Genomic DNA, 13,651 nt, shown 5'->3' on the forward strand with positions numbered 1-13,651 from the left:
GTGCCGGCACCGGACAGGGCGCGGACGGTGCGGGAGGGGCTGGGGCGGCCCAGCCGCTCGGCCATCCACACGCTGGTCTCGGTGAGCCGGCCGAGGTCGACACCGGTCTCGATGCCGAGGCCGTGGAGCATCCACACGAGGTCCTCGGTGGCGAGGTTGCCGGTGGCGCTCCTGGCGTACGGGCAGCCGCCGAGGCCGCCGGCGGAGGCGTCCACGACGGTCACGCCGTGCTGGAGGGCGGCGAGTGTGTTGGCGAGTGCCTGGCCGTAGGTGTCGTGGAAGTGGACGGCGAGCGCTCCGGCGGGCACACCCGCGTCGGCGAGGCCCTTCAGGAGGGCCGCCACATGGCCCGGCGTGGCGACGCCGATGGTGTCGCCGAGGCTCAGTTCCTCGCAGCCGAGGTCCGTCAGGCGGCGGCAGACCCCGACCACCTGGGCGACGGGGACGGGGCCCTCCCAGGGGTCGCCGAAGCACATCGAGACGTAGCCGCGGACCCGCACCCCCTCGCGGCGGGCGTGGCGCACGACGGGGTCGAACATGGCCAGCGACTCGTCGACCGTCCGGTTGAGGTTCGCCTTGGCGAAGGACTCGGTGGCGCTGGCGAACACCGCGATCTCGCGGGCGCCGAGGGCGAGCGCCCGCTCCAGACCACGCTCGTTGGGCACCAGCACGGGCAGCCGTGCGTCCAGCTCCCGCACCAGGGGGAACAGTGCCTCGGCGTCGGCGAGCTGGGGCACCCACCTGGGGTGGACGAAGCTCGTCGCCTCGACGGTGCCGAGCCCGGCCCCGGTGAGCCGCCGCACGAACTCGGCCTTCACCTCGGTGGGGACGACCGTCTTCTCGTTCTGCAGGCCGTCGCGCGGTCCGACCTCGTGGATGCGTACCCGTGCCGGGAGCCCGGCCGCGGGCACCGCCATCGGCAGGCCCGGGATCATGCTTCGCCCTCCTCGGTGTCGCCGTTCCCGGCGTCGCTCTTCGCGGCGTCGCTGTCCTTGTCGTCGTCCGGGACGACGACGGCCAGCACCTGGTCCATGGCGACCGTGCTGCCCGGCGTCACGTCGAGTTCGGCGACGGTGCCCGCGTGGGGGGCCGAGATGACGTGCTCCATCTTCATCGCCTCGACCACCAGCAGACTCTGGCCCGCCACGACCCGGTCGCCGACGGCCACCTTCACGACCGTGACGGTTCCCGGCATGGGCGCGGTCAGCGAATCGGCCCCGGCGTGCGCGCCGCCGGTGAGCGCCGCCTCGACGGGATCGTGGTCCAGCACGCTCCACGCGTCCCCGTCCCGGCCCAGCCAGGTCCCCCCGGCGGCGACCGCCCGGGCGAAGGTCTCGGTGGCGCCGCCCCACTCGACGGAGACCCGGTCGGCGTCCCGCGCCACGACGCGCGCCCGCACGGGGGCGGTCGCGGGGGCGCCGGCGACGGCCGGTTCGCCCGACGCGTGACCGTCGCCGTGTCCGGGCTCCACGACGACCTCCGCGTCGCCCGCCGTGCCGCGCACCCGGACGCGCACCGGGTCGTGACCCGGGACGCGGAAGTGGTGGACGGTCCAGGCCGGTTCTCCGCCGAGGCGCCAGCCGGAGGGGACCGAGAACGGGTCGATCCACCGGCCGGGGGCCGCAGGGCCGCCCGCGGCGGACCCGGGAGTCCCGGGGGCCATGCCCGCCTGCCGCAGCAGGGCCGCCACCCCGTACACCTCGTCCGGGACCGCCGACGGCACCAGCGAGGCCGCGTCGCGGTCGACGAGGCCCGTGTCCAGGGCGCCCGAGACGACGGCGTCGTGGGCCAGCAGCCTGCGCAGGAAACCGGTGTTGGTGTCCACGCCGAGCAGCACCGTGTCGGCGAGGGCGGCGCGCAGGCGGCGCAGGGCTGTGGGCCGGTCGGGACCGTGAGCCACGACCTTGGCGAGCATGGGGTCGTACGACGTGCCGATCTCCGTGCCCGGCAGGAGACCGGAGTCGACGCGGACGCCGGGCCCCGCGGGTTCGCGCAGGGCGAGGACGGGGCCGCTCGACGGCAGGAAGTCCACCCGGCCCGCGGCCGAGACCCGGGCCGTCTCGGCGCAGACGCGGGCCTCGACCGCGTGCCCGGTCAGGGTGACGTCCCGCTGGGTGAACGGCAGCGGTTCGCCCGCGGCCACCCGGAGCTGCCACTCCACCAGGTCGAGACCGGTGATGAGCTCCGTCACCGGATGCTCCACCTGGAGGCGGGTGTTCATCTCCATGAAGTAGTACGAGGCCGGGTCGTCGCCGGGGACGATGAACTCCACCGTGCCGGCTCCGCGGTAGCCGCAGCTGCGGGCCGCCTGGACCGCTGCCTCGCCCATCGCCGCGCGGGTCTCCTCGTCCAGCAGGACCGAGGGGGCCTCCTCGACGATCTTCTGGTGCCGGCGCTGCAGGGAGCACTCGCGCTCCCCGAGGTGAACGACATTGCCGTGGGCGTCGGCGAGCACCTGGATCTCGATGTGGCGCGGCCGGTCCACCCACCGTTCCACCAGCAGCGTGTCGTCGCCGAAGGAGGCCCGCGCCTCGCGCCGGGCCGCCGCGATCTCCTCCGCGAGGAGTTCCTCGGCGCGCACCAGCCGCATGCCCTTGCCACCGCCGCCCGCCGAGGGCTTGAGCAGCACCGGCATCCCGATCTCCCGGGCCGCGGCGGCCAGTTCGCCGTCGGTGAGGCCGCTGCCCGAGGATCCGGGCACCCCGGGGACCCGTGCCGCCCGCACCGTCTCCTTGGCACGGATCTTGTCGCCCATCAGCCGTATCGCCGAGGCAGGCGGGCCGATGAAGGTCAGGCCGGCCTCCTCGCAGGCGGCGGCGAACTCCGCGTTCTCCGCCAGGAAGCCGTAACCGGGGTGGACGGCGCCGGCGCCCGTCCGCGCGGCGGCCTCCAGCAGGCGCGGCACCGACAGATAGCTCTCGGCCGCGGGCGCCGGCCCGATCCGTACGGCGGTGTCCGCCTCCCGCACATGACGGGCGTCCGCGTCCGCGTCGCTGAACACGGCCACCGAGCGGACACCCATCGCGCGCAGGGTGCGGATGACGCGCACGGCGATCTCGCCGCGGTTGGCGACGAGAACGGTGTCGAACATGCCGGACCCCGCATCCCGGGTCCTCACGTCTTCGGTCCTCACGTCTTCGGTCCTCACGTTCCCGGATCCAAGGGCGCGGGCCCCCGGGCCCCTGGTCCTCAAGCCTTCAGCCTCCATGTCCTCACTCACATCCGGAAGACGCCGAAGCCGGGCTCGCCCAGCGGCGCGTTGGCGCAGGCGGTCAGCGCGAGACCGAGCACCTGCCGGGTCTCCAGGGGGTCGATCACGCCGTCGTCCCACAAGCGCGCGGTCGCGTAATAGGCGTTGCCCTGGGTCTCGTACTGCTCGCGGATCGGCGCCTTGAAGGACTCTTCTTCTCCCGCCGGCCAGGACTCCCCGCGTGCTTCGAGCTGGTCCCGCTTGACCGTCGCGAGCACCGAGGCGGCCTGCTCGCCGCCCATCACCGAGATCTTGGCGTTGGGCCACATCCACAGGAACCGCGGCGAATAGGCCCGGCCGCACATGGAGTAGTTGCCCGCGCCGTAGGAACCGCCGATGACCACGGTCAGCTTCGGGACCCGGGTGCATGCCACGGCCGTCACCATCTTGGCGCCGTGCTTGGCGATGCCGCCCGCCTCGTAGTCCCTGCCGACCATGAAGCCGGAGATGTTCTGCAGGAACAGCAGCGGGATGCCGCGCTGGTCGCACAGCTCGATGAAGTGGGCGCCCTTCTGGGCGGACTCGGAGAACAGGATCCCGTTGTTGGCGACGATGCCGACCGGATGCCCGTGGATCCGGGCGAAGCCGGTGACCAGGGTCGTGCCGAACTCGGACTTGAACTCCTGGAAGCGGGAGCCGTCGACGATCCGGGCGATGACCTCCCGCACGTCGTAGGGGGTGCGTGAGTCCACGGGGACCGCGCCGTACAGACCGTACGGGTCGGCCTTCGGCTCCTCGGGCGGCTCGACGTGCCAGGGGAGGGGGCCGCGCTCCGGCAGGGTCGCGACGATGTTGCGGACGATGCGCAGGGCGTGCGCGTCGTCCTCCGCGAGATGATCCGTCACTCCGGAGACGCGCGAGTGGACCTCGCCGCCGCCGAGTTCCTCCGCGGTCACCACCTCCCCGGTGGCGGCCTTCACCAGCGGCGGACCGCCGAGGAAGATCGTGCCCTGCCCGCGCACGATGACCGCTTCGTCGCTCATCGCGGGGACGTACGCCCCGCCCGCCGTGCAGGAGCCGAGGACGGCGGCGACCTGCGGGATGCCCGCACCGGACATCCTCGCCTGGTTGTAGAAGATCCGCCCGAAGTGCTCCCGGTCGGGGAAGACCTCGTCCTGCATGGGGAGGAAGGCACCGCCGGAGTCCACGAGGTAGACGCAGGGGAGGCGGTTCTCCAGCGCCACCTCCTGCGCGCGCAGGTGCTTCTTCACCGTCATCGGGTAGTACGTCCCGCCCTTGACGGTGGCGTCGTTGGCGACGACCACGCACTCGCGGCCGCTGACCCGGCCGATGCCGGCGATGACCCCGGCGGCCGGCGCCGCCCCGCCGTACATCCCCTCGGCGGCCAGCGGGGCCAGTTCGAGGAACGGCGAACCGGGGTCGAGGAGCGTGTCCACGCGGTCGCGCGGCAGCAGCTTGCCCCGCGCGGCGTGCCGCGCGCGGGCCTTCTCGCCACCGCCGAGCCGGGCCGCGGCGAGCCGTGCCCGCAGCTCCCCGGCCAGCTCGCGGTGCGCCGCCTCGTTCGTCCGCCAGGCCTCGGACGCGGGATCGGCCGCGCTCGCCAGCACTGGTGCCTGCTGCATGTTCTGGAGCCCCCTTGCCTGTGAGGCCAAGCTCTTCCGCCGGTCAGCTCTGTTAATGAGCGTTAACCCGTTTCCATCAGGTTAACGAGCGCTAACAGCCTTGTCTAGAATGAACTCCCATGAGCACGAGTGCATCGAGTCCGGCCCTCACGCGGCGCGAGCAGATCCTGCGGGAGGCCGCCCGGCTCTTCGCCGAGCGCGGCTTCCACGGCGTGGGCGTGGACGAGATAGGCGCCGCGGTGGGTATCAGCGGCCCCGGGCTGTACCGGCACTTCGCCGGCAAGGACGCGATGCTCGCCGAACTGCTGGTGGGTATCAGCGGCCGGCTGCTGGACGGGGGCCGCAGGCGGGTGCGCGAGCGTCGGGCGTCCGCCGCCGAGCTGCTCGACTCGCTGATCGAGGGGCACATCGACTTCGCTCTCGACGACCGTCATCTGATCACCCTGCACGACCGAGAGCTGGACCGCCTCCGGGACAGCGACCGCAAGCTGGTGCGCCAGCTCCAGCGGCAGTACGTCGAGCTGTGGGTGGACGTCGTCAGGGAGATCTACCCGGGGCTCGCCGAGGCCCAGGCGCGCGCCGCCGTGCACGCCGTCTTCGGGCTGCTCAACTCCACCCCCCACCTGGGGCGCCCCGGCGCGCTGCCGGGCCGTGCGGCCACGGCCGCGCTGCTGCACCGGCTGGCGCGCGGCGCGCTGGCCGCCGCGGACGGGTCGGCCGCCTTGTGAGACGGCTCTGGACAGCCGGAGTGACGTGCGGGTAACTTACGCTGAGCAAGCGCTTAGAAATAGCTCCACGCTGCTCGAAGGAGGCGTCAGTGCGCCGTACGGTGTTCAACGAGGACCACGAGGCGTTCCGGGAGACCATTCGCGCCTTCATCGAGGCCGAGGTCGTACCGGTGTACGACGAGTGGTTCGCCGCCGGCCAGGCGCCGCGCGACTTCTACTACAAGCTCGGTGAGCTGGGCGTCTTCGGCATCAACGTGCCGGAGGAGTTCGGCGGTGCCGGCCTGGAGTCCCACAAGTTCGAGGCCATCCAGTACGAGGAGACCGCCCGCGCGGGCGTCACCTTCGGCGGCTCCGGCGTGCACGTCCTGCTCGCGCTGCCCTACATAAAGATGCTCGCCAACGACGAGCAGAAGAAGCGTTACCTCCCGAAGTTCGTCTCCGGCGAGGAGATGTGGGCCATCGCGATGACCGAGCCGGGCACCGGCTCCGACCTCGCGGGCATGAAGACCACCGCCAAGCTCTCCGAGGACGGCACGCACTACGTCCTCAACGGCGCCAAGACCTTCATCACCGGCGGCGTCCACGCCGACAAGGTCATCGTCTGCGCCCGCACCGCCGCGCCGACGGCCGAGGACCGCCGCTTCGGCATCTCGCTGTTCGCCGTGGACACCAAGTCCCCGGGCTACTCCGTCGGCCGCAAGCTGGACAAGCTGGGCCTGAAGGTCTCCGACACCGCCGAGCTCGCGTTCGTCGACGTGAAGGTGCCCGTCGAGGACCTGCTCGGCGAGGAGAACAAGGGCTTCTACTACCTCGGCGCCAACCTGCCCTCCGAGCGCTGGGGCATCGCCTTCGGCGCCTACGCGCAGGCCAAGGCCGCCGTCCGGTTCGCCAAGCAGTATGTGCAGGAGCGCACCGTCTTCGGCAAGCCCGTCGCCGCCTTCCAGAACACCAAGTTCGAGCTGGCCGCCTGCCAGGCCGAGGTGGACGCGGCCGAGGCCGTCGCCGACCGCGCCCTGGAGGCCCTGGACGCCGGCGAGCTGTCCGCCGCCGAGGCCGCCTCCGCGAAGCTCTTCTGCACCGAGGTCGCCCACCGGGTCATCGACCGGTGCCTCCAGCTGCACGGCGGCTACGGGTACATGAACGAGTACCCGATCGCCCGCCTGTACGCGGACAACCGCGTCAACCGCATCTACGGCGGCACCAGCGAGGTCATGAAGATGATCATCGCCAAGGACATGGGCCTGTAAGGAACATTCCTTTGAGCGAGGCGTTGCAGTCCCTGCTCGATCTGCTCGACCTCGAGCGGATCGAGCGGGACATCTTCCGGGGTGCCAGCCGTTCCGCGGTCGTGCCCCGCGTGTTCGGCGGCCAGGTCGCCGCCCAGGCCCTGGTCGCCGCCGGCCGCACGGTCCCCGAGGACCGGCCCGCGCACTCCCTGCACGCGTACTTCCTGCGGCCGGGCGACCCCGGCGCGCCCATCGTGTACTCGGTCGACCGCATTCGCGACGGCCGCTCCTTCACGACCCGGCGCGTCGTCGCCGTCCAGCACGGGCAGCCGATCTTCCACCTCTCCGCCTCCTTCCAGACCTGGGAGGAGGGGTTCGACCACCAGGCGCCGATGCCGGCCGCGCCCGACCCGGAGACCCTGCCGACAGCGGCCCAGATGCTGCCGCGGTACGCCGACGTGTTCGCCGATCCCGGTGTCGTGGACCGGCTGCTGGAGGCCCGTGCCGCGGTCGACCTGCGCTACGTCGGGGACCCGCCGTTCGCCTCGGTCGGCGAACCCCGCGAGCCGCGCTCCCAGGTGTGGTTCCGCACCAACGGCAAACTCGCCGACGACCCTCTGCTGCACGTCTGCCTGGCGACCTACGTCTCCGACATGACGCTGCTCGACTCGGTGCTCCTGGCGCACGGGCGCGGCGGCTGGTCGACCGGCGACGTGGTCGGCGCCAGCCTCGACCACGCGATGTGGTTCCACCGGCCGTTCCGCGCCGACGAGTGGCTGCTGTACGACCAGGAGTCCCCGTCCTCCTCGGGCGGCCGCGGCCTCGGCCAGGCCCGCATCTACACCGCCGACGGGCGGCTCGCCGTCTCCGTCATCCAGGAAGGGGTCGTCCGGATCCCCCGCTGACGTCCGGGCCCGTCGCACCGGTCGCGATCACGACCGGTGCTCCCGGACGCACGTCCGGGCCCGGCGGGTCGGGCGGGCACCGCCGCCAGGCGCGGACCCGCCGGACCTGCCGGGCGCCGGGTGCGCCGGACGACCGGGGCGGCGCCCTGCCCGCCCACCGCGGCCACCGGTACGGTCACGCCGCCGGCCGCCCAGCCTCCCGCACGCGCGCATGCCCGCACGGCCCGGGCTCTCACGACGTGCCGGCGGGCGGCGGACGGCGGGTGCGATGCCGGGCGGTGTCCGAAGGGCCCCGACTCCGCAGGCCGGCCCCCACGGTCCCGGCCACGGCGCAACCGGAAGCGCCAGCCACACCGGGCAGCGGCCGGGCACGGCTGCCTGCTCGCCGGCGGCCAGGAAGCACCGGCCGGCGGTGCTGCGATGCCCGTCGACGAGGAAGCCGCCGTGTTCGCCGCGCGCAGGGCCGAGCGGGGTGGACGGCTCGTCCCGGCGCGGATCCCCGCGGTGAGGACGCGACGGTCCCGGCCCGCACGGGCGGCCGTCCGCCGTGCCGGCGTCCTGCCGGATGCCCGGCCGCCCAGCCGGAGCGCGCGGGCGACGGAGTCCAGGACGGCGTCGGAGAAGTTCTGCGTCCTGCCCTGCTCGATGCGGGTGTAGTAGTCGACGCTGATGCCGGTCGGCCGGGCTGCCTCCTCGCGCCGCAGCCCGGGCACCCGGCGGCGGCCCGGGCCCTTTGCCGCGCCGGGTCCGTCCGCGATTCGTCGCCGAACTGACCGGGCCTCACGACGTGGCCGCGCGACGGCGGTCGGGGCCGGGGGCGTGCCCGGGCCGTTGCGCGCCCAGAGGCAGTCCGGCCAGGACCAGGAACCCGCCGTCTTCCTCGCCGGCCGCGCGCAGGGTGCCGCCCAGCAGCGCCGCGCGTTCGCGCAGTCCGCGCAGACCGTGGCCGCCCGAGGGCAGGGTGGCGGGCGAGGCGCCGGCGGGCGGACCGTTGCGGACGCTGATGCGCAGCTCCCCGTCCTCCATGGCCAGTGCGGCGGTGACCCGGGCCCCCGGAGCATGCTTGCGCGCGTTCGTCAGGGCTTCCTGGACGATCCGGTACGCGGCCCGCTGCACCGAGGCCGGGCACTGGCTCTCCAGCGCCGGGTCGACGCAGAGCCGTACCCGCGGACCCGCGTCTCCCAGCAGCGCCGGCAGGTCCGCGAGGCCCGGACCTCCCGCCGGTTCCGATGCCGGTGCGGCCGACTGGCTGGGCGGCCGGCCGGGCGGCTGTGACGCGCCGCCCGGCAGCGGTACCGGGAGCGGCACCGGGTCCGGGTCCGCGTCCGGCTGCAGTGCGGCTCCCGCCGCCGCCTCCGGGAGCCGCAGAAGCCCCAGCATCTGCCGCAGCTCCTCCAGCGCCCGGCTGCTGTGCTCCCGCACCCCTGCGGCCATCGAGCGGCCGGCGTCGTTCCCGGCGACCGATTCCAGGGCGCTCGCCTGGAGGGCGATCAGGCTGATGTGGTGCGCCACGGTGTCGTGCATCTCGCGGGCCAGCCTGGCCCGCTCCGCGGCCACCGCCTGCTGCGCGGCCAGCGCGCGCTCGCGTTCGCGGCTCGCGGTCAGCTCGGCCAGCCGCAGCGCCAGTTCACCGCGCTTGCGGAAAAGCAGCCCCAGCGCGGCGGGCGCCGTCGCGAGGAGGCCCGAGAACAGCGCGGCGAGCGTCGTGTCCTGCCAGGACCAGGAGACCTCGCCGAGCCACGGCCACGGCACGAAGGAGACCACGGCGACGGCGAGCGCTCCGGCCGCCGGTTCCCAGCGGTGCCGGGCGCGCGCCGCGAGTGTGCACAGCGCGAAGATCACCGGCAGCCACAGATAGCCGGAGGCGAGCGAGGGCAGCGCCAGCACCATCACCGTGCGGGGGAAGCGCCGCCGCAGGGTCAGTGCCCCGGCCGTGAGCAGCGCCCCGGCCAGTTGCGCGTCGGAGAGGTAGTCGCGCAGCGCCAGCGTTTCCAGCACGCACAGCGCGAGGACGGCGGCGTTGACGATCGAGGGGCGGGGCACCGCGGCTCAGCCCCTCGCGGCGTACACGGCGCCGGCCAGGGCGACCCTGTTCGGTGCGTTCAGCTTCCGCTTGAGCGCGCCGATATGGGTCTTCACCGTCGTCAGCCCCATGCCGAGCCGTTCCGCGATCGCCGAGTTCGGCAGCCCGTCGGCGACCAGCGCCAGCACCTCCCGCTCGCGCGGTGTGAGCCCCGGCAGGTCGGGCAGACCCGGCAGGCCGGGAGCCCCGTCCCCGGCGGCGTCCCCGGTCACGGAGGTTGCCGCGGTCGGTGCGGACGAGACGGCGGCTACAGAGGCCGGCGGCCGGGCGGACAGCGCGGAGAGGACGGAGTGGCTGACCGCCGGGGTGCACACGACACCGCCCGCCGCCAGTACCCGTACCGACTCGATGAGCAGCTGCGGCGGCGAATCCTTCAGCAGGAACCCCGCGGCGCCCTCACGCAGCGAGGCGTGGAGATGCCCGCCCGTGGCCATCGCGGTGAGCATCGCCACCACGGGAGGCCGGGGCAGCGCGCGCAACTGCCGCAGCACGGTCAGCCCGTCCACCGTGGGCATGTGCACATCCACGAGTACGAGGTCGGGGCGGGCCGCCTCGGCCTCCGCGAGGGCCCCCGGCCCGTCGCAGGCGCCGACCACCGTGATGCCCTCGGCGGACCCGAGGACATGCTGGAGCGCGACGCGTACAAGTTGCTCGTCGTCCACGAGCAGCACGCGGATCATCCGTTCCACTTCCTCTCCCGCTCTCTTCCGCTTTCCGTCCGCCTCCGGCCTCAAGTCGTAGACGGGGGATCGTACCTACGGCGGACGCCCGGCTTCCGCCCTCCTGACAGGATCAATGGCGGGCCGAGGGGCGCACCACCGGATGGGACCAGATCCGGCACGGACGCCGGGTAACCCTCGGTCCCTCGCCAGGGGGCGCCGCCGGAATCGAAACGGGGTCCCGGGCCGGGTCGTTCCGTACCTGGGGACGGCCGCCGCCTCTGGCTGCTCCCGGACGTGCCGACCATCCCCCGGCACGTCCGGGACCAGTGGCATGTCCGGGCCCGGCCGCGGGTGACCGTTCCCCGCTGTCCCCGCCGTTCCCCCTCGGGGCCCGCTCGGGCCCGCTCGGGCCCGCTCGGGCTCCCTCGGATCCGCAGGCCCCGGGCCCCGGGGTCAGGCGGCTTCCAGCCCGGCCGCGTCCAGCAGATACGCCGTCATCGGGTCGTAGAACCGCGGGTCGACGACGTGGTCGTCCAGCGGTACGACGACGGAGAGCGTGCCCTCCGCCTCACCGAGGAACAGCGCCGGGTCGTTGCAGTCCGCGAAGCCGATCGTCTCGATGCCGCGCCGGCCCGCGCAGCCCGCCCAGCCGTGGTCCGCGAAGACGAGGTCGGGGCGCGGCCGCCCTTCCCGCTCCAGTCCGTCCAGGATCGCGGCCATCGGCTCGGGAGAGTGCGTGTGCCACAGGGTGGCGCCCCGCTCCAGCACCGCGACGTCCGCGAACTGGAAGACGTACCCCTCGTCGGCCGTCAGCCCGGACGGGATCACGACGATCTCGCAGCCCGCCCTGCGCAGCGCGCCCGCGACCGACCGGTGCACGTCCAGCAGCCCGCCCGGGTGCCCCGTCGCGAACAGCACCCGCTGACCGTCCGCGGCGGCCTTGCGCAGCACGGCTCCCGCCCGCTCCAGCGCGTCCACGGTCAGCTCCGGGTCGATGGTGTCCTGCCCGAAGCGGAACCCCGGGTCGTCCACGACCCCGCACCGCTCGGCCATGACGGCCAGGACGTCCTGCTCGTCCGTCCAGCGGTCGCCGAGCTCCAGGCCGAGCCAGTAGTGGCGGTCGCCGTTCGCGAGCTTGCGGTAGTGCGAGAGGTTGTTGTCCCGGGGGGTGGCGACGTCGCCGGCGATACGGGTGCGGACGAGATGGTCGACGAGGGCTGCACGGCTGGGTATCGGCATGCGGTCCATTGTGCCGCCCGGGCCGGGCAGGGGCCTTGCCGTCCCGAACGGTGGAACCACCGTCACACTGGGCCGTGTTGACGCGAGGGCCGCGCGCGAGGCCGTGAACGGCGCGGTGAGCGGATGACGGCGCCGCTGTGAGCGGGCCGCGGGCCGCCGGCCCGGTGGGGCCGGCCTCACACCCTGCGCAGGGCGAACCACAGCTCCATCCGGGTGTCCGGGTCGTCGAGGTCGCAGTGGAGGAGGGCCGCGCAGCGGGCGATGCGCTGGCGGACGGTGTTGCGGTGGACGGAGAGGGCGACCGCGGTGCGGTCCCAGCTGCCGTGCAGCGCGAGCCAGGTGCGCAGGGTCTCGGTGAGAGCGGGGCTGGGGCCGAGCGGGGCCAGCAGGGCGCGGGCATGGGCGTCGGCGTCCTCGGGCGGGACGAGGGCGTCGAAGCCGCCGCCGGGGGCGTGCCGCACCAGTGGCGCGCGGGTCGCCTCGGCGCGGCGCAGGGCGCGTCCTGCCTTGGTGTCGGCGGCGGCGAGGTCGGCCGGCCCGGCGGGTGGGCTCACGCCGAGGGTCCAGCCCGGCTGGGCGGAGATGCCGCGGGCGGGGTCCACCAGAACGCGTACGACGTCCCGGCCCGAGTCCACGAGGTCACTGCCGAGCGCGGCTCCCAGCGCCGCCGCGTCGTGGGCGGAGACGTCGTGGGCCGTGGCGTCCTGAGCGGCGGCACCGGTCGCGCTCGCGTCGAGCGGTCCGCCTCCGGGTCCGCGTCCCGGTCCGCCTCCGGGTCCGCGTCCCGGTTCGGCGGCGGTCCCGACTCGGGTTCCGTCCTGCGGCGTGCCGGGGCTCCAGCCCCGCCCGGAGGCTCCGGCCGTGCGGTCGCCGCTCCCGCTCCCGGTCGCCGCCTCTCCGGGCGTCGAGGCCGTGCCCGTGCCCGTGCCCGGCCCCCCGCCTCCCGTGCGGCGTGCGTGCACGACCACCCACTGCGGTCCGGCGGCGGCGAGGCCGTTGACGGCCGCGGCACCGGCACCGGTCCCGGTCCCGGTCCCGGCACTGGCACCGGAAGGGCGGTCGCGGATCGGGACCGCCAGCAGCGGGGCCACCTCGGCGACCGGCTCCCCGAGCAGCAGCCGGACCAGCGCGGAGGAACGTGCCGCCTCGGCGGTGTCCTGATGGCGGGCGGTCAGCAGCGACAGCAGCACGGAGGCCACGCCGGCGATCGTGTGGTCGCCCGGTTCGCGCCGCTCCGTGACCAGGCCGAGCACGGGGCCGTCCCCGGCCAGGGCGTAGGCGGCGAGCCGGGTGCCGCCGACGGTGTCCGTGGCGGAGGAGGGCGCCCGGCGCCGCGCGGGGGCGCCGGACCCGCCGTCCGCGGCGGGACGCACCACACCCGCCAGCCGGGCCAGCGCCCGCCGTACGTCCGGCGCCGGATCGCCGCCCGCCGACTCCAGCAGGGCCCCGTCCCGGCCGAGCAGGCAGGTCCGGCCGCCGAGCCGGGTCGCGAGCTGCCGCAGTACGGCCGGCACCGGATCCGGGCGTGACGCAGCGGCGGCGAGCTCCCGCTGGGCCTCGGCGACCCGCCGCAGCTCGGCGTTGCGCGCCTCTGCCATCAGCCGCCACACCGCACGCGCGACCGCCGAGAACGGCGTTCGCGGTGGTACTTCGAGCAGCGGCAGCCCGTACCGGTCGCACGCGGCGACCAGCGCGCGCGGCACCGTGTCGTGGACGGGCGCCACGCCGAAACCGAGCGCCGCGCCGCCCGCCTCGACGATCCGCGACACATAGCGGTCGAGATGAGCCCCCGCGCCCACCGCCTCCTCGAAGTGGACGCCCGCCGACAGCAGCAGCTCACCGCCCAGGAGATAGGGGTACGGGTCCTCCATCTCGCTCGCGTGCACGCCGAGGACCGCCGGATCCCCGCCCGCGGGAGCCACCACCAGCCGCAGCCCGAGCTCCCCCTGGCCGAGCAGGGCCGACAGCGCGACGG

General features: G+C 74.5%; 11 protein-coding genes. 3 read left to right on the forward strand and 8 right to left on the reverse strand.

What is annotated here, in order from left to right:
* From GUY61_RS24150 to GUY61_RS24160, 3 genes are all read right to left on the reverse strand, one after another.
* On the reverse strand, positions 1-935 hold a 935-nt coding region (locus GUY61_RS24150), incomplete at its 3' end, for a hydroxymethylglutaryl-CoA lyase (protein WP_166632346.1).
* Entirely contained in the window at positions 932-3,091 is a 2,160-nt protein-coding gene (locus tag GUY61_RS24155) for a biotin carboxylase N-terminal domain-containing protein (protein WP_166632355.1), read from the reverse strand. The genes GUY61_RS24150 and GUY61_RS24155, both read right to left, overlap by 4 nt.
* A gap of 125 nt (positions 3,092-3,216) precedes the next feature.
* The gene (locus GUY61_RS24160) at positions 3,217-4,833 is read right to left on the reverse strand and encodes a carboxyl transferase domain-containing protein (RefSeq protein WP_166632347.1); all 1,617 of its coding nucleotides are present in this window, start codon (positions 4,831-4,833) and stop codon (positions 3,217-3,219) included.
* A 119-nt stretch (positions 4,834-4,952) separates the two neighbouring features.
* On the opposite strand from GUY61_RS24160, the gene GUY61_RS24165 reads away from it, so the two are divergent.
* The 3 genes from GUY61_RS24165 to GUY61_RS24175 all read left to right on the forward strand — a co-directional run bounded on the left by GUY61_RS24165 (position 4,953) and on the right by GUY61_RS24175 (position 7,692).
* Complete coding sequence (locus tag GUY61_RS24165) at positions 4,953-5,561, forward strand: TetR/AcrR family transcriptional regulator (RefSeq protein WP_166632348.1); 609 nt, start codon at positions 4,953-4,955, stop codon at positions 5,559-5,561.
* Between the two features lie 89 nt (positions 5,562-5,650).
* Positions 5,651-6,808: an acyl-CoA dehydrogenase family protein gene (locus GUY61_RS24170; RefSeq protein WP_166632349.1), complete on the forward strand. Its 1,158-nt coding sequence runs from the start codon at positions 5,651-5,653 to the stop codon at positions 6,806-6,808.
* An 11-nt stretch (positions 6,809-6,819) separates the two neighbouring features.
* Positions 6,820-7,692: an acyl-CoA thioesterase II gene (locus GUY61_RS24175; RefSeq protein WP_166632350.1), complete on the forward strand. Its 873-nt coding sequence runs from the start codon at positions 6,820-6,822 to the stop codon at positions 7,690-7,692.
* On the opposite strand, the gene GUY61_RS41920 is transcribed toward GUY61_RS24175, so the two are convergent.
* From GUY61_RS41920 to GUY61_RS24200, 5 genes are all read right to left on the reverse strand, one after another.
* On the reverse strand, positions 7,626-8,450 hold the full coding sequence (locus GUY61_RS41920; RefSeq protein WP_398956685.1) for a helix-turn-helix domain-containing protein: 825 nt from the start codon (positions 8,448-8,450) through the stop codon (positions 7,626-7,628). The two genes, GUY61_RS24175 and GUY61_RS41920, sit on opposite strands and share 67 nt — an antisense overlap.
* Positions 8,451-8,472: 22 nt before the next feature.
* Complete coding sequence (locus GUY61_RS40430; RefSeq protein WP_166632351.1) at positions 8,473-9,735, reverse strand: histidine kinase; 1,263 nt, start codon at positions 9,733-9,735, stop codon at positions 8,473-8,475.
* Positions 9,736-9,741: 6 nt separating this feature from the next.
* Positions 9,742-10,455 carry a response regulator transcription factor gene (locus tag GUY61_RS24190; RefSeq protein ID WP_166632352.1) on the reverse strand — a complete coding sequence of 238 codons (714 nt, stop codon included), beginning with the start codon at positions 10,453-10,455 and terminating at the stop codon, positions 9,742-9,744.
* Positions 10,456-10,890: 435 nt separating this feature from the next.
* Positions 10,891-11,676, reverse strand: coding sequence for a phosphatase (locus GUY61_RS24195; RefSeq protein ID WP_166632353.1), 786 nt, complete (start codon positions 11,674-11,676; stop codon positions 10,891-10,893).
* 176 nt (positions 11,677-11,852) lie between these two features.
* Positions 11,853-13,651, reverse strand: a 1,799-nt coding sequence (locus tag GUY61_RS24200; RefSeq protein ID WP_166632354.1) for a PucR family transcriptional regulator, incomplete at its 5' end; no start/stop codon positions are given.

Source organism: Streptomyces sp. GC420, from assembly GCF_009916105.1.
Lineage (GTDB): Bacteria > Actinomycetota > Actinomycetes > Streptomycetales > Streptomycetaceae > Streptomyces.